The following is a 25,489-nucleotide window of genomic DNA, read 5'->3' as shown; positions in this document are numbered from 1 at the left end:
CCGTTTCACACAGTTCACACATGGAACACCGAGATTCTCGTGATCTGATGGTGGGATGGCCATCACTTTCACCACACGCGTCCCGGAAGGTCCGATACGAGGCGGTGTCGTCGTCGTCCAGGAGGCGTTCGGCGTGACCGACCACATCGCGGAGGTCTGCGGCCGCTTCGCCTCGGCAGGATGGATCGCGGTGGCCCCGCATCTCTTCCACCGGGCCGGTGATCCGGTGGTGTCGTACGACGACATGAGCACCGCGATGGACCTCATCGGAGCACTGAAGGCCGAGGAGATCGACCAGGACGTCGATGCCGCGTTCGACGAGTTGGCCGGGTACGGCTACGGACCGAGCGGGTGCGCGATCGTCGGGTTCTGCATGGGCGGCACCGTCGCCTTCGAGACGGCGGTGCGGCGTCCACTCGGTGCCGCGGCCACGTTCTACGGCGGCGGCATCCGCGAGGGTCGCTTCGGTTACCCGCCGCTGCTCGACGGCGCCACGGCACTGCGAACGCCGTGGCACGGGTTCTTCGGCGACCTCGACACCGGGATCCCGGTCGACGATGTCGATGCGCTGAACGCTGCCGTCACCGACGCGCAGGTGGACACTCGCATCGCCCGCTATCCCGACGCCGAGCACGGCTTCCACTGCAACGATCGACCCGCCGTCTACAACGAACGGGCTGCGTACGACGCGTGGTCGCGCACCCTCGACTGGTTCGATCTGCACGTGGATCCGGCCGGGGAACAAGGACGGGCCCCTCGCGGTTGAGCCGGGCAAGTAGTTGATTCGTCAACTTTATCCCAGGAGGCCGACATGCCCGCAGTGACCGTCGACAACGTTCTCGCGCTCCCCCGCATCTCCACGCCGCAGCCCGGCTCGGTGAACCGTCCGGTCCGCGCCGTCACCACCGCCCCCACCGGCTACGAGGGCGAGGGGTTCCCGGTCCGACGTGCCTTCGCGGGCGTCGACATGAAGTACCTCGACCCCTTCATCCACATGGACCAGATGGGCGAGGTGAACTACGCGCCGGGCGAGCCCAAGGGCACACCGTGGCACCCGCACCGCGGCTTCGAGACGGTCACCTACATGATCGACGGGATCATGGATCACCAGGACTCGCACGGCGGTGGCGGTTCTATCACCGGCGGCGACACCCAGTGGATGACCGCGGGCAGCGGCATCCTGCACATCGAGGCCCCGCCGGAGCACCTCGTCGTCTCGGGCGGGCTGTTCCACGGCGTGCAGCTGTGGGTCAACCTCCCGCGCAGCAACAAGATGGCGGCGCCGCGGTACCAGGACATCACCGGCCGCGAGGTCGCTCTCCTCTCGAGCCAGGACGGCGGCGCGCTGGTGCGCGTCATCGCCGGCGAGATGGACGGCCACGAGGGACCGGGATCGACCTACACGCCGATCACGCTGTCCCATGTCACCGTCGCCCCGGGTGCCTCGGTGACCCTGCCCTGGAACGCGCGCTACAACGCCATCGCCTACGTGCTGGGCGGATCCGGCACCGTCGGCACCGAGCGGCGGCCCGTACGCACAGGTCAGACCACGGTCTACGGCTCGGGCGACACCTTGACCTTCGCCGCCGCCGAGGGCACCGAGTCGATGGAGATGTTCGTTCTCGGAGGCGAGCCGATCCGCGAGCCCGTCGCGATGGCCGGGCCGTTCGTCATGAACACCAAGGCCGAGGTGCTCCAGGCGTTCGAGGACTTCCAGTCCGGGCGGTTCGGTCAGCCCTGATCGAGCGTCCCTCGCCCGATCACCATGGTGGCGTCCCGGTCCTCGTCGTGTACCACCGTCGGCTCCAGACCGGCGGCAGCGAAGATCTGTCGCACCGTGTCGGCCTGGGCCGCGGACGCCTCCACGATCAGTGATCCGCCGGGTGCCAGCCAGTCGCGTGCCTGTGCGGCCACGCGGCGCTGGACGTCCAGTCCGTCCGGTCCACCGTCGAGGGTGACGCGGGGTTCGTGATCCCGCGCCTCGGGCGGCATGGTCTCGATGGCCGACGAGGGAACGTACGGCGTGTTGGCGGTGACGACGGCGATCCCGTGGCGCAGGTGCGTCGGTATCGCGGCGAAGGTGTCGCTCTCGAAGACCGTGCAGCCCGGCAGGTTTCGACGAGCGCACGCCACCGCCACCGGGTCGATGTCGGAGGCGTACACCGTGGACCCCGGCGCCGAGCGCACCACCGCGGCGGCCACGGCACCCGAGCCGCAGCACAGATCGAGCAGCACGCCGCCGCCGAGTCGGCCGAGCGCCGCGTCCACCATGGCCTCGGTCCGTCGGCGCGGCACGAAGACGCCGGGCTCGACGAGCACGCGGCCCCCGTGGAACTGCGCCCACCCCACGATGTACTCGAGCGGCTCCCCGGCGACACGGCGCTCGATCCAGTCGGCCAGCGTGCTCTCGTCCGGAGCCTCGCCGATCAGCAGAGCTGCCTCGTCCTCGGCGAACACGCATCCGGCCGCCCTCAGCACGGCGACCGTCCGCGAGGTCACTCCGCGACGAGCCGCTCGATGGCGTGCAGGGGGATCGAGAGCCAGGTCGGGCGGTTGCGCGCCTCGTAGACGGCCTCGTACACGGCCTTGTCCAGCTCGTACGCTCGCAGCAGCGCCCACGAGATGCGCGGGTCGTGTCCCGCCACCTCGGTGTAGCCGTCGCAGAATGCGGACACGTTGCGCTCCACCCACTCCCGCGCCACGGGCTCGAGTCGCGCCCGTTCCTGCGGATCCTCGATCTCGACGACGTGGCTCATGGCGGCGTAGTCGAAAGAGCGGATCATTCCTGCCACGTCGCGCAGCGTGCTGTCCGGAGTGCGCCGCTCCTCGAACGTCTTCGACGGTTCGCCCTCGAAGTCGATGAGGACCCACCGCTCCGACGTGCGGAGCACCTGCCCCAGATGCAGGTCGCCGTGGATGCGCTGGGTGTCGATGCCGCCCGTGCCCGCTGCCTGGTCGATCAGGGCCCGGATGCGCGGGAGGTACTGCTCCAGGTCGGCGATCACCGGCAGTGCCGTCTCCACGCGAGCGGAGATGTCGGCCGCCGTACCGGCCGCCGGCGCCAGGGACGTGCCCAGCACCGACGCGAGATCGGCGTGCACGGAGGCGACGGCGCGGCCCAGCTCGCGGGCCTCGCTCGTGAAGTCGGACGTCGTCACGTCACCGCTGGCCAGGACGTCCCGCACGCTGGCCTGCGCGGTGGTCCACCCCTCGGTGGATCCCGCCACGAAGTCCTGCGCCATGGCGAGGGTCGTCTCGGTGTGGTCGATGTCCGCTTCCATCCATCCGCGCAGCGGCGCGACGTTCTCGCACCCCGCCTGGCCCAACGCCCGGTGCAGCTCCACGTCGGGATTGATGCCGATCGTGACGCGCCGGAAGATCTTCAGCAGATGGTGGTCGCCCAGGATGACCGACGTGTTCGACTGTTCGGCGCCCAGCACCTTTCCGCGCAGGCCGGTCTGCAGGTCGCTGCCCGGCATCGCCAGGAAGCGCACCTCGCCGGTCCCGCCGGTGGCCAGGAGGTCGGAGTAGACCGAGATGGCATCGGGATCACGCAGGGCGTCGAACACCACCGCGCCGCCGTCCCGAGTGACGACCCACGGGTCGAGGTCCTCGTCCACCGAGGCTCGGACACCGAGGGGCACCTGGAAGATCTGGGGCTCGGTGCCCTCGAGGTCCACCCGCACGAGTACGTGCTCGACCACGAGCTCGGACGTGGTGGCCAGCGTCTCCCGCGTGAGCAGATGCACTCCGGTGACGGTGTGACCCTTGGCGGAGAACCACCGCTGTTCCGGCAGCCAGGCGGCGAGTGCGCCGAGGAGGGCGCCCTCGTCGAGGGGTGGCGGCGCGACGGGCTCGTCGATGCTGTGCTGTTCCGTGGACATGAGCCTCGGTTACCCCGAATTCTCTCGTCGACAACGTGACCCTGCGCGGACCAGCGTAATGCCCCGTCGACCCCGCGCATCTCGTCCGGCCTGTCAGGATGGAGGCATGACCTCGGACGCATCACTCGCACGGCCCTCGGGCCTGGACCTGAAGTTCGTCGACGCCGCCACCAGAGCGCAGGACGATCTCTTCGAGCACGTCAACGGCCGCTGGCTGGCCGAGTACGACATCCCGGCCGACCGCGCCGTCGACGGCGCGTTCCGGACACTGTACGACCGGGCCGAGGAGCACGTCCGCGACATCATCCAGGTCGCGGCGGACTCCAGCCCGGCGCCCGGCTCGGACGCCGCGAAGATCGGTGACCTCTACAGCAGCTTCCTGGACGCCGACGCCATCGAGGCGGCCGGCACCGCGCCGATCGCCGACGAGCTCGCGGCGGTGGCCGACGCCACCGACAGCGAGGCGCTCGCCCGCGTACTCGGCACTTTGCAGCGCACCGGTGTCGGCGGCGCGGTCGCGCACTACGTCGACACCGACTCGAAGAACTCGGACCGCTACCTCGTCCACTTCTCGCAGTCCGGCCTCGGCCTCCCCGACGAGTCGTACTACCGGGAGGACGAGCACGCACAGGTTCGCGAGCAGTACGCCGAGCACATCGGCGCCATGTTCGCCCTCGCGGGCGTGACCCGTTCCGCAGCGAGCGTCCTCGATCTCGAGACCGCCCTGGCGGCGGGCCACTGGGACGTGGTGAAGCGCCGCGACGCCGATCTCTCCTACAACCTGACGACGCTCGCGTCGCTGCGAGCGGACGCGCCCGGCTTCGAGTGGGGCGCCTGGATCGAGGGCCTCGGCGCCGACGCGGACCGTCACTTCGCCGAGATCGTCGTCCGCCAGCCCGAGTTCCTCACCACGTTCGCGGAGCTGTGGTCGACGCGCAGCCTCGACGACTGGAAGGCCTGGGCCACCTGGCGCATCCTCCACTCCCGCGCGCCGTACCTGACGTCCGCGATCGTCGACGAGAACTTCGCCTTCTACGGCCGCACGCTGACGGGAACCGAGACCAACCGCGAGCGCTGGAAGCGCGGCGTCTCCCTCGTACAGGATCTGATGGGCGAGGCGGTGGGAAAGCTGTACGTACAGAAGCACTTCCCGGCCGATTCGCGGACGCGCATGCAGGAACTGGTGGCCAACCTCGTCGAGGCGTACCGGCGCAACATCTCCGACCTCGAGTGGATGAGCCCGGAGACGCGGACGGCCGCGCTGGCGAAGCTCGACAAGTTCACCCCGAAGATCGGCTACCCGGACACCTGGCGGGACTACTCCTCGCTGCTGATCGATCCGGCGGACGTGGTGGGCAACTACCGCCGCGGCTACGAGGCCGAGTACCAGCGCGATCTGGACAAGCTCGGTGGTCCGGTGGACCGCGGCGAGTGGTTCATGACCCCGCAGACCGTCAACGCCTACTACAACCCGGGCATGAACGAGATCGTGTTCCCCGCCGCGATCCTGCAGCCCCCGTTCTTCGACCCGGACGCCGACGACGCCGCGAACTACGGCGGAATCGGTGCGGTCATCGGACACGAGATCGGCCACGGATTCGACGACCAGGGAGCCAAGTACGACGGTGACGGCAACCTCGTCGACTGGTGGACCGACAGTGATCGCAGCGAGTTCGGCAAGCGCACCACCGCGCTGATCGAGCAGTACGACTCGTTCGAGCCGAAAGCCCTTCCCGGACACCACGTCAACGGGAAGTTCACGATCGGCGAGAACATCGGCGACCTCGGTGGTCTGTCGATCGCCGTCGAGGCGTACAAGATCTCACTGAACGGCTCCGCGGCCCCGGAGATCGACGGCCTGACAGGGCTCCAACGTGTCTTCTTCGGTTGGGCGCAGGTGTGGCGCACCAAGGCGCGGGACGCGGAGGCGCTGCGCCGCCTGTCCATCGATCCCCACTCGCCGCCCGAGTTCCGATGCAACGGCGTGGTCCGCAACCTCGACAGCTTCCACGAGGCCTTCGAGGTGACAGAGCAGGACGCGCTCTACCTCGATCCGCAGCAGCGCGTCCGCATCTGGTGATCTAGCGCAGGCGCAGGCCGGACTCGGGATCGAAGAAGTACACCTCACCCGCGTCCGGCCGGACGCGCAGGCGCTCGCCCGCACCGACCACGACACGACGATCCACCCGCACCACCACGCGGCCACCGCGGGCCGTCCAGCCGGCGTCCGCCGGTCCGACCGAGTAGGCGAACGACTCCGCCCCCAGTTCCTCGACCAGCTCGGTGGTCAGCTCGACCGCCTCGGTGTCGGACTCGCCCACCAGTTCCCACGACTCGGGGCGGACCCCGACGACGATCCTCCCCTTGTGTGCGGCGGGCACCGGGATGCGCGCGCCACCCAGGACGGCGTGGCCGTCCACCACGTCCGTCTCGAGCAGATTCATCGCGGGCGAGCCGATGAACGACGCGACGAAGTCGTTGACCGGATTCGCGTACAGCTCACGCGGACTCGCGACCTGCTGCAGGAGTCCGCTCTTCAACACCGCGACCCGGTCCCCCATCGTCATGGCCTCGACCTGATCGTGTGTCACGTACACCGTCGTCGTGCCGAGCCGGCGCTGCAACGACGCGATCTGCGACCTCGTGCTCACCCGGAGCTTCGCGTCCAGGTTGGAGAGCGGCTCGTCCATGCAGAACACCTCGGGGCGACGCACGATCGCGCGCCCCATCGCCACGCGCTGACGTTGGCCGCCGGACAGCTTGCCCGGACGCCGGCCGAGGAGGGGCTCGAGCTCGAGCATCCGAGCCGCCTCCTCGACGCGGACGGCCGTGTCCGCCTTCGACATTCCCGCGTTGCGCAGCGCGAATCCCATGTTCTCCGCCACCGTCATGTTCGGATACAGCGCGTAGTTCTGGAACACCATCGCGACGTCACGTTCCTTGGGTGCGAACCCGCTGACGTCCTTGCCGCCGATCTCGATGCGCCCGCTCTCGATCGCCTCGAGCCCGGCGAGCATGCGCAGGCTCGTCGACTTGCCGCATCCCGACGGTCCGACGAGCACGAGGAACTCGCCGTCCGCGATGTCCAGACTGAGCGCGTCCACCGAGGGAGTCGGTGCTCCCGCGTAGCGGTGGGTCGTCTCCACGAAATGTACCGAGGCCATGACAGAGGTGGTCCGCTTCTACTTGGGCAGCTTGGGAGTGATCTGGCGATCGATGATCTGCTGCAACTGATCCTGCACACCCGAGAACGTCGACGCGACGTCGGCGTTCTGCAGGGCGATCTGCTCGAGACCCGCACCGATGATCTGATCGCCGCCGGGCACGAACACGCGGGCGTAGTCCTGCGACCGGGTCCGCGCGAGCTGGTCCACCGCGGTCCGCGAGCGGGGGTTCTGCTCGAGGAACGCGACCTCGGAGGCGTCGGTGGCGGACGACTTGCGCACCGGCATGTAGCCGACGTTCTGCGAGAAGTACGCCGTGTTCTCGGTGTTGGTCACGAACTCGATGAACTTGAGCGCGTTGATCTTCCGCTCGTCCGGGATGTTCGCCGGGATGGCCAGTCCGGCGCCACCCGTCGGGCACCCGGGAGTGCCCGCCTCGGCGGGTAGAAACGCCGTGCCGAAGTCGAACTTCGCGTTCTTCGTGATGCCCGACAGGTCGCCGGTCGACGCGATGGTCGAGCCGAGCAGGCCCGCGGAGAAGTCGTTGGCGATGTCGTTGGACACGGCCGCGTACTTCTTCGTGTGGATCATGTCCTTGAGGAAGTTGCCGGCCTCGATGGTGCGCTCGTCGGTGAACTTCAGATCGAACTCGTCGGAGTAGCTGCCGCCGAACGTCCAGATCGGGCCCTCGAAGGTCCACCCCAGGTAGTCCTCCGCGTTGCCCCAGCCGTGCGCGAGCTTGCCGGATCCGATGGCGCGCTGGATCTCCGGGCCCCACTGGTCGAACTCCTGCCACGTGGCAGGCCCGCGATCCGGGAGTCCGGCAGCAGTCCACACCTCGCGGTTGTAGTAGAACAGCGGGGTCGAGCGGGCGTAGGGCAGCGCCCACGTCTTGTCGTTCCAGTTGTAATCGGCGACGAGCGAGTCGACGTAGTCGCTCGTGTTCACGCCCGCCTGCGAGAACAGGTCGTCCAGCGGCGAGATCGCGCCGAGCAACGCGAAGTTGAACCACCACACGTCCGAGAGCAGCACGACGTCCGGCAGCGACCCGCCCGACAGCGCCGCGTTGAACTTCTGCGCGATCTCCTCGTAGTTCTTGCCGCCGTCGACCATCTGCACCGTCAGGTCGGGATTGGCGGTCTGGAAGCGCGAGATGAGCTCGTTCTCGATGTCCTTCGAGCTGCCCGGGTGGGACGACCAGAACGTGATCGTACTGGCATCGCCACCACCGGACGACGACGAGCTGCTCGTCGAACTCGTTCCGGCACAGGCGGTGAGAGCGGCGCCCGCGGCGACGGCACCGGACAGTCCGAGGAATCCGCGGCGAGAGAATGGCTGCATCATGTGCTCCTTGTTCATAGGTTGGTCAGCCCTTGACGGCGCCGGAAGTGAGGCCCTTGATCATGTGACGCTGGAGAGCCAGGAAGACGATCAGAATGGGGAGCATCGTCAGGACGGTGCCGGCCATGACGGGCCCCCAGTTGGTGACGCCGTCGTTGTTCTGCAACTGGGTCAGGCCCACCGGCAGCGGCGCGACGGACGAGTCGTCCGACATCAGGAACGGCCAGAGGTACTCGTTCCACTCGTTCACCACGGTGATGGTGGCGAACGCGACCATGGTCGGGCCCGACAACGGCAGGACCACCCGGAACAGCAGGCGGACCGGGCCGGCGGCGTCCATGCGGGCGGCCTCGATGATCTCCTGCGGTATCGACAGGAAGTGGTTGCGCATGAGGAACGTTCCGAATGCCACGCCCGCCAGCGGCACGATGATGCCCTGGAAGGTGTTGCGCCACCCCAACTGCGCCACCAGCGCGTAGTTGGAGATCACCGTGATCTGATTCGGCACCATCAGTGCGGCGATGATCACGAGGAAGACGATCGTCTTGCCCGGAAAGCGCAGGAAGACGAGGCCGTAGGCGCTGAGCACGCCCAGCGCGAACTTCACGACGGCCAGGATGCTGGTGATGATCAGGGAGTTCTTCAGGAACGTCCAGAACGGAACGGTGGTCGTCGCCTCGTCGTAGTTCTCCGGGCGGAACACCGCGGGCCACCAGACCGACGGCTGCACGTAGATGTCACCGCGCTCCTTGAACGAGGTGACGACGATCCAGAACAGCGGCAACCCGATGATGACGATGACCACGACCATCGCTGCGTAGCCGAAGAGTGTGGAGAGTCGACGACGCCGGGCGGCGTCCCGCGCCGGGCGGGCATCGTCGGCAGTGGCGGCGGCCGGTGCCCTGTCGATCACGCTCATCGCGCGTCACCTCGATCCATGACTCGCACCTGCAGGACGGTGATGATCAGCAGCACCAGGAACATGATCGTGGCGACGGTCGCGCCGTAGCCCGCCCGGAAGTTCCTGAAGGACTCCTCGTACACCTGATAGACCATCGTGGTGGTGCCGGTACCCAGCGGACCGCCTCGCGTCATCACGTTGATGATGTCGAAGACCTGCAACGAGTTGAGCATGACCGTGATGGACAGGAAGAACGTGGTGGGACGCAGCTGAGGGAGCGTCACCTTGCGGAACGTCGTCCACCGACTCGCGCCGTCGATCTGCGCGGCTTCGGTCAGATCCTGCCGAAGACCCTGCAGCGCTGCGAGATAGATGACGAAGGCGTAGCCCAGGTTCTTCCACAGGTACGTCACGGTGATCATGAACAGCGCCCACCCGGGGCTCTGGTAGAAGTCCGGCACTCCCTCGAAGCCGAACCGCCGCATGACGTCCTGGATCAGGCCGAAGTTCGGATCGAACACGAACTGGAACGCCACACCGATGGCCGCGCCGGAGATGACGAACGGAGCGAAGACGGCCGAGCGGACGATGTTACGGCCGCGCAGCTTGCGATCGAGGAGCATCGCCAGGACGAGTCCGAGGAGCATGCTGCCCGCCACCGCCGCGATGGTGAAGATGACGGTGTTCGACACGATCTGCCACGTGTCGCTGCGCCCCCACCATTCGCGGTAGTTCGAGAGACCGATGAAGGTCGACGTCGGCGACGAGATGTTCCAGTCGAAGAACGAGAGCCTGATGTTGTCCAGCAGAGGCCGGTAGGTGAACACGCCCAGCAAAACCAGGTTCGGCCCGACCAACACCAGGAACAGCGCGTAGTCGCGCCACGGTCGACGGAGGAAAGATCGTTGTGCGGGTGGCAGTTCCGGCAAGGTGCGCTGGACCACCGGCCGCGATCGCGGCGGGCTTGCTCTCACCGGTGGGACATTAGCGTAGGTAAAGCGAACGAATGGTGAACATGGACCGATCAGTATCGGTCCGAGATGTGATCGTTCAGAGTTGCCAGTCGCCGAGGCCGTCGCGGCCGTTCAGAATGCCGCCGTCGGTGTTCTGCACCACCACCGGATCACCCTTCTGGGCCGTCTCGAAGAACCATTTCGCGTCCTCGGTGCTGACGTTGAGGCAGCCGTGGCTGACGTTCTCGACACCCTGACTGTCCACCGACCACGGCGCGGCGTGGACGAAGATGCCGCTGTTCGACATGCGGGTGGCGTACTCCACGTAGGTCCGGTAGCCCTCGGGCGCATCGACCGGCACGCCGTAGGTGGACGAGTCCATGTACATGTCGCGGAAACGCTCGCCGACGATGTAGGTGCCGTTGGGCGTCTCGTGGCCGACCTTGCCCATCGAGGTGGGCATCGTGCGCACCACCTCGCCGTTGCGCGTCACCGTGATGGTCTTGGTGTCGTCGTCGGCCGTCGTGACGATCGCGTCGCCGACGGTGAAGGTGGACGACGCGTCTCCCGCGGTCACCGTCACGGTCGTGTTCGCCGGCCAGAAGACGTCGGGTCGCCAGCGGACCTGGCTGTCGGAGAACCAGAAGAAGCGGCCGGCGACGTCACCGGCGGACGTGGTCACGTCGATCGCCCGCTCGGCGGCCGCGCGGTCGTCGATCGGGGCGGCGAACCGGACGATGATCGGCTGCGCGACACCGACGACCTCGCCCGCGGACGGGTTCAGTGCGGGAGCGGAGAAGTTCGCGGGACCACGCGGCGCCTCGACGGGTGCGGGCGGGGCGACCGGCGGTGTCGGGACACCGGGCGCGGGGGCGGTGATGCCGGGGATCGGAGGGAGCGAGATGTCCGGGCCACCGGGCCACAGCGGCGCCGCGGAGGCGGGCACGGCCACCCCGACGGTGACGGCGGCCGCGGCGAGGACGCCTGCAGCCGAACGAGCAAGGAAACGAGCCGAACGTCGAGCACCCATGCTTGTGAACCATCCCTAGCGAAGTCGCTGTACCTGATCGCACCGCAATTAACACATACGGGTGGTCCCCATCGCCAATCGGGTAATGTGGTGAGACACCCGGGAGGGCGCTGACTGCGCCGTGTCGGGATGACGTAGGACTCCTGTCAAACCACGGCGGCGGTCGAGGGTCGAGCACGTTCCTCGCGAACGCGCCGACATGACGGAAGGGCACACGCCGTGGTGATCGACGACCGAACCAACACAGCCGGAAGCAGGCCGGCCCGTCCCGTGCTGTTCTCCGGCGACCGGGACGGGGGCGGACTCAGCGATCTGCTCGGTCCCGAGAGCCTCCGCACGTCGTTCCAGCGCATCATCGATCTGCAGACCGATGCCATCGTCGGGTACGAGGCGGTCGTTCTGGGTCCCGCCGACTCGTCGTTCGCCGACCCCGTGTCACTCGCGTCGGCCGCGAAGTCGATGGGCATGACACCCGACCTCGACGCCGCGCGGTGGAACGGAGCGCTCAGCGAGGCCGCGCGCGCCGAGCTTCCTCGTGAACTGCCCCTGTTCATCGCGGTCGACCCCGACTCCCTCACGGAACTGCCCGACCTGCGGGACCACGACATGGGCGGCGCGGTGCTGCAGTTCGACGAGACCGCGCTCATCCGACGACCGGCGCACCTGATGCAGGTGGTCGCCGAGGTCCGACGACTCGGCTGGGCCATCGCCGTCGACCACGTGGGAGTACGGCCCGAGTCCCTCGCTCTGCTCCCGCTGCTCGAGCCGGACGTGATCAAGCTGGACCGGACCCTCCTGGCCACACGCCCCAATCGCTTCACGGCCCGCGTGGTCAACGCCGTGGCGGCCCAGGTGGAGCGCACCGGCGCCGTGGTCATGGCCGAGGGCATCGACACCCCACGAGCAGCGCTCACGGCGCAGGCCATGGGAGCGCGTGTCGGCGAGGGCTCCCTCTACGGATCGACCACCGACCTCTCCGTCGACAGTCCCGTGGGATCACCCCTCGAGTTCGAGATCGCGCGCGATCGCGGCTTCACCCCGATGTCGACGCCGTACAACCTGGCTGCCGGCGGTCGCGACGTACGCCGAGCGAGCAAGCGTCTGCTCATCGAGATCAGCAAGAACCTCGAGGCGATGGCGACCGACAGCCAGCAGACCGCGCTGATGCTCGGAGCGTTCCAGCACGTCAAGCACTTCACGCCCATCACCGGACGACGGTGGGAGCTGATGGCCATGAACGCGACGCTCGTCGGCGCGCTCGCGGAGAACATCGGGACCGAGCCTGCCCCGAAGATCCGCGGCGCCAACCTCGCCGCGTCGGACGCGTTGCGCGAGGAATGGGACGTCGTCGTGCTTACGCCCCACTTCTCCGCGGTGCTCGCTGCCCGCGACCTCGGCGACACCGGACCCGACATGGAACGTCGGTACGACTACGTGCTGTCCCACGACACGACGCTCACCATCGAGTGCGCGCGGTCCCTCATCGCCCGGCTGCCTCCCGAACGAAGCGGTTCCTGGTAGAAGGCGCCTGCTCAGACCTCGTCGGGGACGATGACGGAGTGGACGAAGCGCATCTTCTCCAGCACCTTCGCCGGCAGGACGAAGGGGTAGAGGTCCTGGTGTCCCATGGACCTGTTCAGCTGGTTGAGTGCCCACGTGAGCGGTAGCCACCAGTCGATGATCCGGCTGAAACCGACGTCGCCGGCCAGTGGCGCCTCGAAGGTGGATCCGGCGGGCGCGAAGGCGTAGGCCGCAGCGGTGTCCAGGGTGTCCCGGATGTGCAGGTAGTGGGCGAACGTCTCCGCCCAGTCCTCGGCCGGATGCATCGTCGCGTAGGACGACACGTAGTTCTTCTTCCAGCCGTCCGGTGCACCCTCGCTGTAGTGCCGATCCAGTGCCGCCTGGTAATCGTCGTCCGGGTTGCCGAAGAGTTCCTCGAACCGCGCGCGATGCTCACCGCTGCCGATCAGCACCATCTGATAGAAGTGGCCGATCTCGTGCCGGAAGTGGCCGACGAGCGTGCGATAGGGCTCGTCCATCGACACCCGCAGCTGCTCGCGGTGCACGTCGTCGCTCTCGGCGAGGTCCAGCGTGATCAGACCGTTGGCATGACCGGTGATGACGTTGCGGTTGGCGCTCGAGAGAAGGTCGAACGCGAGACCACCCTCGGGGTTCTCGTCCCGCCCGATGATCGGCAGGTGCAACTCGTCGAGCTCGAGCACCACCCGGCGCTTCGCCGTCTCCGCGGACGCGAACTCGGCGATGGCCTCCTGGTCGGAGTCGGCGGGCCGCGTGCGAGTGAGGGCGCAGGACAGGCACAGCGTGTCCCCGTCCGTCGCGTCGACCAACCAGTTGCACTGCGCCAACTTGATGTTGGCGCAGCGTCGCCAGGTGGTGCCGTCCACGACCACGGACAGATCGTCGTCGAGCACCTGCATGCTGCGACTCGGCAGGTGGAATCCCAGCCTGCTGTCACAGCTCAGGCAGATGGAGTTCTCGAACGACAGCTGTTGACCGCACTTGCGGCAGAAGAAGACTCGCATGACTCGTGGAACACCCTTCTCGACAACGCTACGACGCTCAGCCTACGCAGATGCGGGGTCGCTCCGGACCACACCGAGACCATGCCCCCGAGCCGGTGTGACCTGCGACGCCGGGGGGTTTGAACGAGGGGCCGACGGTGAATCCACGGTGCATGACTGACACGACGCAGAAGACGGCCTCGTACACCGTTCCCGGCATGGACGTCGCCGACGGTGCCCATGTGGCGGAGGTCCTCCAGGACCGCCTCAACGCCCTGAACGACCTGCATCTGACGCTCAAGCACGTGCACTGGAACGTCGTCGGACCCAACTTCATCTCCGTCCACGAGATGCTGGATCCCCAGGTCGAGGCCGTGCGCGGCTTCGCCGACGACGTCGCGGAGCGCATCGCGACGCTGGGCTCGTCCGCACTCGGCACCCCCGGCACCATCGTCTCGCAGCGCAAGTGGGACGACTACAGCATCGGCCGCGCGCCGGCCATCGAGCACCTCGGCGCGCTCGACCTCGTCTACACCGGCGTGATCTCGGACTACCGCGCGGCGATCGAGGAGGTCGGCAAGGTCGACCCCGTCACCGAGGACCTGCTCATCGGACACAGCGGCCAGCTGGAGCTGTTCCACTGGTTCGTGCGTGCGCACCTCGAGAACGCGGGTGGCCAGCTCTCGACGGCCGGCGCCGGTTCCGAGAAGGAAGCGGCACGCGACGCGAGCTGACACTCCGTCTCCACCGCACGAGCTCACAGCGCCGCACCCCGCGAGGGGTGCGGCGCTGCTGTAGCTTCGTGCGGTGACGGAGTCGATCACCGCGCATCGGACGCGGTTCAGAGGCCTGGTCGACAAGATCGCCGACGCGCGTCGGGGAGACAGCAGCGAGACCGTCGCTGCCGCGTTCCTCCTCGTCGCCACCGTGGTGGCGCTGATCTGGGCGAACTCGCCGTGGGGTGAGACCTACCAGTCGTTCTGGCACACCCCGCTGTCGATCACGCTGGGTGATCAGGGCATCGAGCTCGACCTGCAGCATTGGGTCAACGACGGTCTGATGGCTCTGTTCTTCTTCGTCGTCGGGCTCGAGGTCAAGCGGGAGTTCGCCATGGGCGAGCTCCGCGACCGGTCCCGCGCCGCCGTTCCCATCGTGGCGGCGATCGCCGGGCTCGCACTGCCCGCGGCGTTGTTCCTTCTCCTCAATCCCACCGGGCCCGAGGCCGCGGCGTGGGGTGTGGTGATCTCGACCGACACCGCGTTCGTGGTCGGGCTGCTCGCGGTCGTCGGACCCGCCCGAGCCGTGCGTCTGCGCATCTTCCTGCTGACCCTCGCCGTCGCCGACGACGTCGGCGCACTCGCCATCATCGCGGTGTTCTACACCGACGAACTGCGGATCGGGCCCCTGCTCGTGTCCGTGGCGGGCCTCGCTCTGATCGCGTCGCTGCGCGGCCTGCGGGTGTGGCGCGGCGCGGGCTACGGACTCGTCTCGGTGGTCACCTGGGTCGCCATGTACGAGTCCGGCGTCCACCCCACTCTCGCGGGCGTCATGATCGCCCTGATCCTGCCCGTCTACCCGCCGCGGCGGCGTGAGGTGGAAAATGCCGCCGCGCTGACCCGGGCGTTCCGACAGTCCCCCAATCCGGAGTACGCCCGCGCCGCGCGGCTCGGACTCGAGCGCGCCGTCTCGGTGAACGAGCGGCTGATGCGGCTCTACCAGCCGTACACGGCCTTCATCATCGTGCCGATCTTCGCCCTCGCGAACGCGGGTGTGGTCCTGAGCTCGGAGACGCTGCGTGCCGCCGCCACGTCGTCGCTGACCTGGGGCATCGTCGTCGGCCTGGTGCTCGGCAAGTTCGTCGGCATCACGACGGCGAGCGCGGTGTTCGCGAAGCTCCGGCCGGGATCCATGACGCCGGGGCTCACCTTCCCGCAGATCGCCGGCGGCGCCGCGCTCTCCGGCGTGGGATTCACCATCTCGCTGTTCATCGTCGATCTCGCGCTGGACGACCCGGCTCTTGCAGATCAAGCCCGCGTCGGCGTGCTCAGTGCCTCCGTGATCGCCGCGCTGCTCGGCTGGCTGGTGTTCTCGCTCGGCAACCGATTCGCGCCGCCGCCCGCGGAACCGTCACTGGACCTCCTCCGCCGCGTGAGCCCGAAGCGGGACCACATCCGCGGACCGGTGGACGCGCCGCTCACCATCGTGGAGTACGGCGATTTCGAGTGCCCGTTCTGCAGCAAGGCGACCGGAAGCACGCGCGAGGTGCGGGAACACTTCGGAGACCAGGTGCGCTACATCTTCCGCCACTACCCGCTCGACGACTACCACCCGCATGCCCGGTACGCGTCCGAGGCGTCGGAATCCGCTGCGGCACAGGGCAAGTTCTGGGAGATGCACGACACGCTGTTCCTGCACAGCGACGCCCTCGAGCGCGACGACATCGACCGCTACGCCGCGGACCTCGGGCTCGACATGGATCGCTTCGAGGACGACCTCCGGACCGGCGACTTCGTCACCCGCGTCGAGGACGACGAACTCGACGCGCTCACCAGCGAGCTACCGGGGACACCGACGTTCTATCTCGGCGTCGAGGGCCGGGTTCCGCAGCGCCACAGCGGCCCCCACGACGCCGCGACCATCATCCGCGAGCTCGAGGCGATGCGCGCAGCCGCCCGCCGGCCTGTCGCCGACTGACGTCGCCTACTCCTGCGCCCGGTTGCCGTCCTCGTCCCAATGGGCGGCCACCTTCTTCGACGGCTGGACGCGGGGCGGCTCGCCGGGCATCTTGGGGTAGTCCGGGGGGAAGTTGAGTTCGCCGCCGGGCAGCGTCTCCCACAGATCGAGCAGCGGAGCCAACGAGTACGCCTCGTCGTCCATCGACGCCCAGGGATCGCCGTCCTGCAGGTAGTCGGGGACGGTGACCAGGGAGTACTCACGGGGGTCGCTGGTCTCGGCGAGGCGCTCCCAGGTCAGCGGCGTCGACACCGGGGCGCCGGGACGCGCCCGCAGACTCCACGCACTCGCGATGGTGCGGTCCCTGTTGTTCTGGTTGTAGTCGATGAAGAGGCGCGCACCGCGCTCCTCCTTCCACCAGGCCGTGGTCACGCCGTCGTCGCGGCGTTCGAGTTCACGGCCCAGGCCGATCGCGGCGTGACGCACGTCCTCGAACGTCCACTCCGGCCGGATCCGCACGTACACGTGGATGCCGCGGTTGCCACTGGTCTTCGGGTAGCCACGAAGACCCAGTTCCTCCAACAGTTCTCGCGTCACCAGAGCGACGCGGCGGGCGTCGGTGAACGAGGTTCCCGGCTGGGGGTCGATGTCGATGCGTAACTCGTCGGGACGGTCGACCTCGGGCCGACGGACCGGCCACGGGTGGAAGGTCAGGGTGCCCATCTGGGCGGCCCACACCAGCGACGCCGGCTCGGTGGGACACAGTTCCTCTGCGCGCCTCCGGCTCGGGAACGTGATCTCGACGGTCTCGACGAAATCGGGTGCACCTCTGGGCAATCGCTTCTGATAGAAGCCGTCGCCACCCTTGTCCTGCGGGCCGGTGGCCAGGCGCATCCCGTCGCGATACCCGTCGGGCCAGCGCTCCATCGCGGTGGGACGGTCCCCCAGGGCGCGCATCAACGGCTCGCCCACCGTCGAGAAGTACTCGCACACCTGCAGTTTGGTGATGTCCGGTGTGCGGTCCGTGGCCTCGTAGATGATGCGGTCCGGACTCGAGACCTTCACCTCACGCTCGCCGACCTGCAGCATCACGGGCGTCGACTTCGCGGCCACGGTCAGGACCTCTCGAGGATGTCGGAGACGTCGTAGTCCGCGGGCACGTCGAGCTGGTCGTACGTGCAGCTCAGCGGATCCCGGTCGGGGCGCCAGCGGACGAAGCGCGCGGCGTGGCGCAGCCTGGACTTCTCCATCTGGTCGTAGGCCACCTCGAGAACCCGCTCGGGCCGCACCGGGATCCACGTACGGTCCATGCCTGAGCGCCAGCGGGTCTGCTCGCCGTCGGAGACGATGTCGTCACCGAGCCGCAACGGTTCCAGTTCCTCGAGGTAGGACAACCGCTTCGCGTCCGTGAACGCGGACGCGCCGCCGATCATCTGGAGCTGGTCACCGTTGTAGAGACCCAGCAGCATCGACCCGATACCGTTGCCGCTCTTGTGAATGCGGTACCCGATGAGAACGCAGTCGGCCGTGCGGGCGTGCTTGACCTTGATCATCTCGCGCTTGTTCGGCACGTACACGCCGTCGAGCCGCTTGGCCACGACCCCGTCCAGTCCCGCTCCCTCGAACCGGTCGAACCAGTCGGTGGCCAGAGCGGCGTCCGCGGTCACGCGCGTCACGTGGCACCGCGGCTCGGTCCGACCCGTGTCGAGGATCGTCTCCAGGCGGGCACGCCTCTCGGCGAAGGGAAGACCGGTCAGGTCCTCGTCACCGAGAGCCAGGAGATCGAATCCGATGAACTGCGCGGGGGTCTTCTCGGCCAGCATCCGCACGCGACTGTCGGCGGGGTGGATCCGCTCGGACAGCGAGTCCCAGTCGAGCCGCCACGATCCGTCGGTCTCGAGAGCGACCACCAGCTCGCCGTCGACGACACATCGTTCGGGCAGTTCCTCGCGCACGGCGTCGACCATCTCCGGGAAGTACCGGGCCAGGTCCTTACCACCGCGTGACCCGAGCACGACCTCGTCCCCGTCACGGAAGACGATCGTGCGGAAGCCGTCCCACTTCGGCTCGTAGGACCACGCCGGATCCCCCGAGTCGGGCTGGTCGGGGACCGTCTTGGAGGCCTTGGCGAGCATGGGCTGCAACGGGGGTGAAACGGGGAGGTCCACCGCTCAATACTTACACGTCGGACAAACGGTGCAACGGGCTTACAGTGTCGTCTATGACGATTTCTCGGCGACCGGGAACGCGGCGCGCTCCGGCCGTTCTCCTCGTGCTGACGGCGGTCGCTCTGCTGGCAGGATGCTCGTCGACGATCACCGGTACCCCCGTCGCTCAGCAGGGCTCCGTACCCGCGTCCGAGGTGCCCGAGTTGCCGAACGATTCGATCCTCCCGCCGGTCCCCACCACTCCGTCCGGCACCGGCGGCGACGTCTCCATCGACGCGCAGGCGGGTGACTGCGTGCGTCTCGGCGGCACGGTCGACGAGGCCACCATCGAGGAGGCCGCGTGCGGGTCTCCCGAATCGAACTACCGCGTGGTGTCTGCCGAGGTCTCCACCGACTTCTGTCCCGGTGACGTCGACCAGACGTACTACGAGACGCTCGCCGGCATCGAGCAGGGCGCGCTGTGCCTCGACATCGACTTCGTGGTCGGGGGATGCATGGATCTGGGCACGCCCGACCCGGAGCGCTCGGACTGCGACGCCCCGATGATCGGCGGTGTCCGGGTCGTCGACGTCCTGCAGGGCACGACCGACGCGTCGGAATGCCCGTCGTCACGCAGTTACGTCTACGACGAGCGCGCCTTCGTCGTCTGTCTCGACGACCAGTGACCTCGCCCTCGCCGACCGTCCCCCTGTCGTCGGCGCGCGGCCGGTGGATCGTGCTGGCCACGGTGCTGGGATCGACCCTGTCGCTGCTCGACGGAACCGTGGTCACCATCGCCCTCCCCGACATCGGGACCGAACTGGGCGCCGACGTCAGCGGGCTGCAGTGGACGGTCACCGGCTACACCCTGACGCTCGCCGCGTTCGTGCTGCTGGGCGGCTCGCTCGGCGACCGTGTCGGACGGCGGCGCATCTTCGTCCTGGGCACGATCTGGTTCGCGGTCGCGTCGGTCGCGTGCGGTCTGGCGCCGAACGTCGAGTTCCTCGTGCTCGCTCGTGTCGTGCAGGGCATCGGCGCTGCGTTGGTGACGCCGGGTTCGCTGGCGATCCTGTCGGCCTCGATCGACCCGAAGGATCGGGGTGCGGCCATCGGCCTGTGGTCGGGCTTCGGTGGCATCGGGTCCGCGGTGGGCCCGCTGCTGGGCGGCTGGCTCGTGGAGATCGCCGGGTGGCGGTCCATCTTCCTGCTCAACGTGCCGCTCGCCGTCGCGGTCGTCGTCGTCGCGTTGCGCCACGTGCCCGAGACGCGAGACCCCGAGACCTCCGGCCGACTCGACCTCCCCGGAGCTGCCGTCGTCGCCCTCGCTCTCGCGGCACTGACGTACGGGGCGATCGACGGACGGTGGCCGATCATCGCGATCGGCCTTGTCGGCATGGCCGTGTTCGTGGTCGTCGAGCGCCGGACGGCCCACCCTCTGGTGCCGCCGTCGCTCTTCTCGTCCAGGGTCTTCGTCGCGGCGAACATCGTGACCTTCGCGGCCTACGCCGCGCTCGGCGGCGTGTTCTTCCTGCTGCTGCTGCAACTGCAGGTCGCGCTCAGCTACTCGGCCCTCGCCGCCGGCACGGCGACACTGCCGATCACCGCGGCGCTCCTCCTGCTGTCGGCGCGCGCCGGCGCGCTGGCCGGCCGCATCGGACCTCGCCTGCCCATGACGGTGGGACCGTTGGTGGCCGCGGTCGGGCTGGTACTCATGATCCGCATCGAGCCGGGATCGACCTACCTCGGTGCCGTGCTGCCGGCCGTCGTCGTGTTCGGCGTGGGGCTCTCCCTGCTCGTGGCGCCACTCACCGCGGCCGTCATCGGTGCGGCACCGGCATCGCACGCGGGTACCGCGTCCGCGGTGAACAACGCGGTCGCGCGCACGGCTCAACTGCTCTCGGTCGCCGCGATTCCCGGCATCGTCGGCATCTCCGGGCAGCTGGATCCCGCGCAGTTCTCGTCGGGATTCCGCGCCGCGATGCTCATCTGTGCGGCCATGCTGGCTCTCGCCGGGGCACTCGCCGCCGTCTCGATCCGCACACCTCGCCCGACGGGTCGCACACCGACGCACTGCGACGTGTCCGGGCCGCCCGTGACGGACGGCCGCTGACGGTCACTCCGCCAGGCAGGCCACGCGGGGATCGACGCGCATCTTTGCGAGTGCGCTGCGGATCCGCGACTTCATCGTCGACACCGGCACGCCCATACGATCGGCGGCCTCCGCGTACGTGAGACCTTCGAAGAACGCCATGAACAGGCATTCCCGCTGCCGGCCACTCAGTTCCTGCATCGCGTCGAGCACCGGACGGCGGTCGAGGAAGCGGTCCGACGTGTCGTGGATCCCCACGGCGGCGTCGAGCATCGCGTACTTCGACTCGCGATCGGTCCGCGACTGCTCGGACCGCACACGGTCGATGGCTCGCCGGTGCGCCATGGTCACCAACCACGCCGCCGGCGACCCCTGTTCGGGCGAGAACGTGGGGGCCTTCTGCCACACCTCGAGGTAGACGTCCTGGACGCACTCCTCGGAGAATCCACGATCGCGGAGCACCCGGAGCACGGCTCCGTAGACGCGGGAGGACGTCGCGTCGTAGAACCGGGCGAACGCCTCACGGTCGCCACGGCCGACGGCCTGGAGCAGAGCCGACAGTTCCGCCGTCGAGCGAGCCGCGGGCCGAGGCGCGGGAGACACCGCCGAATCTTCCGTAAGCGGCTGTGCAACAAGTGTATTCACGGTCTTCACCTCGATCCGTCGAACGCGGGACGTGCTCTCGATAGGCATGACGATGCCAGCGCTACCACGCGGTAGCGCATCGCGAGTGTCGCGATCGGGTCACTGGTTGATAACGGAACGGTCACGGTGGCGGAGGTCGAGTGCGGTGCCCGATGATCGGTGATTCCGGTGCGGTCTAGGGTTTTTGCCATGAGCAGCACCCCCGCAGACGCCACCACCTCCACCAGCGCCGACACGGCCGACGTCAAGCCCCGCAGCCGCGACGTCACCGACGGTCTCGAGAAGACCGCAGCGCGCGGCATGCTGCGCGCGGTCGGCATGGGCGACGCGGACTGGGGCAAGTCCCAGATCGGCGTCGCGTCGTCGTGGAACGAGATCACCCCGTGCAACCTCTCGCTCGATCGCCTGGCGAAGGCAGTCAAGGAGGGTGTGCACACGGGCGGCGGCTATCCCCTCGAGTTCGGCACCATCTCCGTGTCCGACGGCATCTCCATGGGCCACGAGGGCATGCACTTCTCGCTGGTCTCCCGTGAGGTCATCGCCGACTCGGTCGAGACCGTGATCAGCGCCGAGCGCCTCGACGGCTCCGTGCTGCTGGCCGGCTGCGACAAGTCGCTGCCCGGAATGCTCATGGCGGCCGCGCGCCTCGACCTCGCGAGTGTCTTCCTCTACGCGGGCTCCACTCTTCCCGGTTTCGCGACGCTCTCGGACGGCAGCGAGCACCAGGTCACCATCATCGACGCGTTCGAGGCCGTCGGCGCCTGCTCGCGCGGCCTGATGTCACGTGAGGACGTCGACACCATCGAACGCGCGATCTGTCCCGGCGAGGGCGCCTGTGGCGGTATGTACACCGCCAACACGATGGCCAGCGCGGCCGAGGCCATGGGCATGTCGCTCCCCGGCAGCGCCGCTCCGCCCGCTCCCGACAAGCGTCGCGACGGATTCGCTCGTGCCAGCGGCGAGGCCGTCGTCGAACTGCTGCGTCGCGGCATCACCACGCGCGACATCATGACGAAGGAGGCGTTCGAGAACGCCATCGCCGTCGTCATGGCCTTCGGCGGTTCCACGAACGCCGTGCTGCATCTGCTCGCGATCGCGTACGAGGCAGGTGTCGAACTCACCCTCGACGATTTCGTCCGCGTCGGCGCCAAGGTGCCGCACCTCGCCGACGTGAAGCCGTTCGGCCGCCACGTCATGACCGACGTCGATCGCATCGGCGGCGTTCCCGTCGTCATGAAGGCCTTGCTCGACGCCGGCCTGCTGCACGGCGACTGCCTCACGGTCACCGGCAAGACGGTGGCGGAGAACCTCGCCGACATCGCCCCGCCGGATCCCGACGGTCTGGTGCTGCGCGCGATGAGCGAGCCGATCCACCCGACCGGCGGCATCACGATCCTGAAGGGCTCGCTGGCTCCCGGCGGCGCCGTCGTGAAGTCGGCAGGCTTCGACTCCGACGTCTTCGAGGGCACCGCCCGCGTCTTCGAGCGTGAGCGCGCCGCGATGGACGCTCTCGAGGACGGCACCATCACGTCCGGCGACGTCGTCGTCATCCGGTACGAGGGCCCCAAGGGCGGCCCGGGCATGCGCGAGATGCTGGCGATCACCGGAGCCATCAAGGGCGCGGGCCTCGGCAAGGACGTCCTGCTGATGACCGACGGTCGGTTCTCGGGTGGCACGACGGGCCTGTGTGTCGGGCACATCGCTCCCGAGGCCGTCGACGGCGGACCGATCGCGTTCGTCCGCGACGGCGACCGCATCCGCCTGGACGTCGCGAACGGCACGCTCGACCTGCTGGTCGAGGACGCCGAGCTCGAGTCACGCAAGGCGGAGTGGGCACCGCTTCCGCCTCGCTACACCCGTGGCGTGCTGGCCAAGTACTCCAAGCTCGTGGGGTCCGCGTCGCAGGGCGCCGTCTGCAGCTGAGACCGCGCGGTGACAAGACCGTGACCTGACCGTGACCGTCGGCAGAGTTGGCTGATACCCGGCGGGGGCATTCTTCGAGGACAAGACGCGGCAACGATCGTTGCCGTCGATCGTTTTCGGGAGAGGGCAACCCACGTCATGTCAGTCGTCAAGAGAACCATCGCCGGAGCGTTCACCGTCGCACTCGGTGTCGCCGCATTCCTGCCCGCCACCGCCTCGGCCGCACCGGTCACGGCATGCCAGGCACCGTTCGGTGCGGACGCCGTGCCCGCCGGTGGCCTGTGCTCGGCGACCAGTGACGCCTCCAGCGCCGCTGCCGCCTACGGTGACGCGTCCGCCGACGCCAGCCGCAACGCCCTCGCCCTGGCGCTCGGCCTCAACGGCGGCATCGCCAGCAGCTCGGCCGTCGGTTACGCGGCACCGGCCGCCATCGCGTTCGGACCGGGTTCCGTCGCCGAGGCACTCGGCCTGAACCCGGGTCTGTCCATCGCCATCGCGGCACCGGGCTCGACCGTCACGGTCGACTCCCTCGGCGGCGTCACCTGCGACGGCCCCGGATTCGCCGGCGACCTCACCACGCTGAAGGCGTGCCTGCGCGTCAACTGATCCACAGCTCCACCCAGCCGACACGACGAAGGCCGTGACCCCCTCTCGGGAGTCACGGCCTTCGTCGTGTGGCTGGGGTCCGGCGATCAGCCCGTGACGGTGAACCCGGTACCGACGCCGCCGCCGCGGTTGATGTCGTCGAGCACCGTCTGGATGTTGGTGCCCACCTCGGGACCGATGCACGGGATGCCCAGGTACGCGTTGACCATGCCCACCAACGTGGTGCCGGCGACGACCGGGCCGCCCGAGTCACCCTGCTGGACGCAGATCTGCGTGTAGGTGCGGTCGTTCTGGAAGAGCTCCCCGTAGGTGATGCCGCACGTGTTACCGGTGGTGCGGCCCTCCTTGCACATGATGCCGGGGAAGGTCGCGGGCGCCCCCACGCCCGTGATGGTCACGTTGCCGACGCGGTTGGTCGGTGCGACGCGGCCCCGATCGAACTCGATGACGGCGTAGTCGAGGCCGGGGACCGAGCTCACGATGCGGCCGACGGCGCCCGCGTCGGGCAGGTACTCGGCGCCGATCAGATCACCGGGAACGCCGCAGTGACCTGCGGTGATGCCGACGAGTCGACCGGCGGCGTCGTTGCCGATGGTGGTCAGTGTGCAGTCGAACTTGCCCTTGCCGGTGCTGTCTGCGACGAGCACTCCGGATCCGCCACCGAGCACGGCGACGGGTGCGGCCGACGCGGTTCCGGCGCCGATCCCGCCGGCGAGCGCCAGCGCTGTGGTGGCAACGAGCACGAGTTTCTTGAGCATGTATCCCCTCCGAGGTCACGCACACCGTAGCAATACGCGGGACCCGGAACGCGACGCTTCTACTCGTTCTTCAGTCGATCGAGCGCGCGGCGTGCCTCGTCGAGTTCCCGACTCAGGGCCTCGACCCGCTCGAGCGCGGCAGCCCGAGCCGCCTCGATCTTGTCCTCGACGGCAGCGGAAGCCACATCGTCGCCCAGTTCGCGGATCGCGCGGAGGACCCGGTCTGCCGTCACGTCCGACGGCTTGGCCAGCTTCTTCGCACCGTGCGACACGGTGACGGTCCACTGATCGTCGGGCCCCGACGTCACGGTCACCGACACCGGCGCGGGCTGCGCCTTCGTGCGCCGAGCCGGCCGAGCCGCGGGCTTCACCGACGTCTCCGGCGCGAGAGCCGGCGTGGCCACCGACTTCTCGGGTGCTGCTTTTACAGGCACGGGAGTCTCCGATCGGGGCGTCGCTGCATGTGGGACGACGGGGGGTGGGACCACGGCGGGGCGGGTTGTCGGGCGCGCCGCCGTCGTGCGCGGAGCGACCTTCGTGGCTTTGCGCGCCGGCGCCGGCGCGTCCTTGCGCAGACGCAACTCGTCCGCCTCGTACGGCAGCTGGTCGTCGATGCCCTTGGGGCTCACCGTCACCGTGGTGCCGTCGACCGAGATCACCCGCGCCGAGGCGCCCGCCTCGAGGCCGAGGGACGGCGTCGCCTCCCGCAGGTAGACGGTGACGCGGCGACCGGCCGCGAGCCCCGCCTCGAGAGTCGCGAGGTCCTCGGCGGTCAGCGCCTCGCCGGGTCGGGGGGCGCGGCGCCGGGCGGGAGCGCTCATGATCGGGTGCCTCTCGTCGTGAGTGGAGCGGG

General features: G+C 68.6%; 23 protein-coding genes. 10 read left to right on the top strand and 13 right to left on the bottom strand.

Annotated features, from left to right (window positions below; all coding sequences use genetic code 11):
• Positions 1 to 55: 55 nt before the first annotated feature.
• On the top strand, positions 56 to 766 hold the full coding sequence (locus tag QRN16_RS11305; RefSeq protein WP_027506133.1) for a dienelactone hydrolase family protein: 711 nt from the start codon (positions 56 to 58) through the stop codon (positions 764 to 766).
• Positions 767 to 811: 45 nt separating this feature from the next.
• Complete coding sequence (locus QRN16_RS11300) at positions 812 to 1,741, top strand: pirin family protein (RefSeq protein ID WP_285186699.1); 930 nt, start codon at positions 812 to 814, stop codon at positions 1,739 to 1,741.
• On the opposite strand, the gene QRN16_RS11295 is transcribed toward QRN16_RS11300, so the two are convergent.
• Together QRN16_RS11295 and QRN16_RS11290 are read right to left on the bottom strand one after the other, a co-directional pair.
• Positions 1,732 to 2,499 carry a putative protein N(5)-glutamine methyltransferase gene (locus QRN16_RS11295; RefSeq protein WP_056441130.1) on the bottom strand — a complete coding sequence of 256 codons (768 nt, stop codon included), beginning with the start codon at positions 2,497 to 2,499 and terminating at the stop codon, positions 1,732 to 1,734. The genes QRN16_RS11300 and QRN16_RS11295 overlap by 10 nt on opposite strands.
• Positions 2,496 to 3,884 (bottom strand): maltokinase N-terminal cap-like domain-containing protein, encoded by a 1,389-nt coding sequence (locus QRN16_RS11290; protein ID WP_156380440.1) that lies wholly within the window; start codon positions 3,882 to 3,884, stop codon positions 2,496 to 2,498. The genes QRN16_RS11295 and QRN16_RS11290 overlap by 4 nt, the downstream gene beginning before the upstream one ends.
• Before the next feature lie 106 nt (positions 3,885 to 3,990).
• On the opposite strand from QRN16_RS11290, the gene QRN16_RS11285 reads away from it, so the two are divergent.
• Complete coding sequence (locus QRN16_RS11285; protein ID WP_056441127.1) at positions 3,991 to 5,964, top strand: M13 family metallopeptidase; 1,974 nt, start codon at positions 3,991 to 3,993, stop codon at positions 5,962 to 5,964.
• Between the two features lies 1 nt (position 5,965).
• Here QRN16_RS11285 and QRN16_RS11280 read toward each other — a convergent pair whose 3' ends face one another.
• From QRN16_RS11280 to QRN16_RS11260, 5 genes are all read right to left on the bottom strand, one after another.
• The gene (locus tag QRN16_RS11280) at positions 5,966 to 7,048 is read right to left on the bottom strand and encodes an ABC transporter ATP-binding protein (RefSeq protein WP_056441124.1); all 1,083 of its coding nucleotides are present in this window, start codon (positions 7,046 to 7,048) and stop codon (positions 5,966 to 5,968) included.
• Positions 7,049 to 7,066: 18 nt separating this feature from the next.
• On the bottom strand, positions 7,067 to 8,389 hold the full coding sequence (locus QRN16_RS11275) for an ABC transporter substrate-binding protein (protein WP_027506126.1): 1,323 nt from the start codon (positions 8,387 to 8,389) through the stop codon (positions 7,067 to 7,069).
• 25 nt (positions 8,390 to 8,414) lie between these two features.
• On the bottom strand, positions 8,415 to 9,308 hold the full coding sequence (locus QRN16_RS11270; RefSeq protein WP_027506125.1) for a carbohydrate ABC transporter permease: 894 nt from the start codon (positions 9,306 to 9,308) through the stop codon (positions 8,415 to 8,417).
• The gene (locus tag QRN16_RS11265; protein WP_051613419.1) at positions 9,305 to 10,264 is read right to left on the bottom strand and encodes a carbohydrate ABC transporter permease; all 960 of its coding nucleotides are present in this window, start codon (positions 10,262 to 10,264) and stop codon (positions 9,305 to 9,307) included. Before QRN16_RS11265 ends, QRN16_RS11270 begins: the two co-directional genes overlap by 4 nt.
• Positions 10,265 to 10,340: 76 nt before the next feature.
• Complete coding sequence (locus QRN16_RS11260; protein ID WP_285186691.1) at positions 10,341 to 11,273, bottom strand: L,D-transpeptidase; 933 nt, start codon at positions 11,271 to 11,273, stop codon at positions 10,341 to 10,343.
• 219 nt (positions 11,274 to 11,492) lie between these two features.
• Between QRN16_RS11260 and QRN16_RS11255 the strand changes: the two genes are divergently transcribed.
• A complete protein-coding gene (locus tag QRN16_RS11255; protein WP_235578864.1) occupies positions 11,493 to 12,794 on the top strand; it encodes an EAL domain-containing protein in 1,302 nt (433 codons plus the stop codon).
• Between the two features lie 11 nt (positions 12,795 to 12,805).
• Here QRN16_RS11255 and QRN16_RS11250 read toward each other — a convergent pair whose 3' ends face one another.
• Complete coding sequence (locus QRN16_RS11250) at positions 12,806 to 13,816, bottom strand: zinc-binding metallopeptidase family protein (RefSeq protein WP_027506122.1); 1,011 nt, start codon at positions 13,814 to 13,816, stop codon at positions 12,806 to 12,808.
• A gap of 152 nt (positions 13,817 to 13,968) precedes the next feature.
• Between QRN16_RS11250 and QRN16_RS11245 the strand changes: the two genes are divergently transcribed.
• Positions 13,969 to 14,529 carry a Dps family protein gene (locus tag QRN16_RS11245; protein WP_056441116.1) on the top strand — a complete coding sequence of 187 codons (561 nt, stop codon included), beginning with the start codon at positions 13,969 to 13,971 and terminating at the stop codon, positions 14,527 to 14,529.
• 115 nt (positions 14,530 to 14,644) lie between these two features.
• A complete protein-coding gene (nhaA, locus tag QRN16_RS11240; protein WP_285186932.1) occupies positions 14,645 to 16,489 on the top strand; it encodes a Na+/H+ antiporter NhaA in 1,845 nt (614 codons plus the stop codon).
• A 6-nt stretch (positions 16,490 to 16,495) separates the two neighbouring features.
• Here the strand turns inward: nhaA and QRN16_RS11235 are convergent, their stop codons facing one another.
• Positions 16,496 to 17,581: a DNA polymerase domain-containing protein gene (locus QRN16_RS11235; protein ID WP_027506119.1), complete on the bottom strand. Its 1,086-nt coding sequence runs from the start codon at positions 17,579 to 17,581 to the stop codon at positions 16,496 to 16,498.
• 2 nt (positions 17,582 to 17,583) lie between these two features.
• Positions 17,584 to 18,636 (bottom strand): ATP-dependent DNA ligase, encoded by a 1,053-nt coding sequence (locus QRN16_RS11230; protein WP_222632253.1) that lies wholly within the window; start codon positions 18,634 to 18,636, stop codon positions 17,584 to 17,586.
• 53 nt (positions 18,637 to 18,689) lie between these two features.
• Between QRN16_RS11230 and lppU the strand changes: the two genes are divergently transcribed.
• A complete protein-coding gene (gene lppU, locus QRN16_RS11225; RefSeq protein ID WP_222629718.1) occupies positions 18,690 to 19,301 on the top strand; it encodes an LppU family putative lipoprotein in 612 nt (203 codons plus the stop codon).
• A complete protein-coding gene (locus QRN16_RS11220) occupies positions 19,298 to 20,725 on the top strand; it encodes an MFS transporter (protein ID WP_350310206.1) in 1,428 nt (475 codons plus the stop codon). The genes lppU and QRN16_RS11220 overlap by 4 nt, the downstream gene beginning before the upstream one ends.
• A gap of 3 nt (positions 20,726 to 20,728) precedes the next feature.
• Here the strand turns inward: QRN16_RS11220 and QRN16_RS11215 are convergent, their stop codons facing one another.
• Entirely contained in the window at positions 20,729 to 21,307 is a 579-nt protein-coding gene (locus QRN16_RS11215) for a sigma-70 family RNA polymerase sigma factor (protein ID WP_285186675.1), read from the bottom strand.
• Positions 21,308 to 21,538: 231 nt separating this feature from the next.
• Here QRN16_RS11215 and ilvD point away from each other — a divergent pair, with 231 nt between their 5' ends.
• Together ilvD and QRN16_RS11205 are read left to right on the top strand one after the other, a co-directional pair.
• Positions 21,539 to 23,272, top strand: coding sequence for a dihydroxy-acid dehydratase (gene ilvD / locus QRN16_RS11210; protein WP_027506114.1), 1,734 nt, complete (start codon positions 21,539 to 21,541; stop codon positions 23,270 to 23,272).
• A 138-nt stretch (positions 23,273 to 23,410) separates the two neighbouring features.
• Positions 23,411 to 23,878: a DUF6764 family protein gene (locus QRN16_RS11205; protein ID WP_037185983.1), complete on the top strand. Its 468-nt coding sequence runs from the start codon at positions 23,411 to 23,413 to the stop codon at positions 23,876 to 23,878.
• 86 nt (positions 23,879 to 23,964) lie between these two features.
• On the opposite strand, the gene QRN16_RS11200 is transcribed toward QRN16_RS11205, so the two are convergent.
• Positions 23,965 to 24,636: a S1 family peptidase gene (locus QRN16_RS11200; protein ID WP_027506112.1), complete on the bottom strand. Its 672-nt coding sequence runs from the start codon at positions 24,634 to 24,636 to the stop codon at positions 23,965 to 23,967.
• Positions 24,637 to 24,695: 59 nt separating this feature from the next.
• The gene (locus QRN16_RS11195) at positions 24,696 to 25,457 is read right to left on the bottom strand and encodes a DUF6319 family protein (protein WP_285186664.1); all 762 of its coding nucleotides are present in this window, start codon (positions 25,455 to 25,457) and stop codon (positions 24,696 to 24,698) included.
• Positions 25,458 to 25,489 lie beyond the last annotated feature (32 nt).

The organism is Rhodococcus sp. MEB041 (assembly GCF_030208955.1).
GTDB lineage: Bacteria > Actinomycetota > Actinomycetes > Mycobacteriales > Mycobacteriaceae > Rhodococcoides.
Note: the sequence above shows the minus strand (reverse complement) of the source record. Positions and strands in the feature narration are given on the sequence as shown.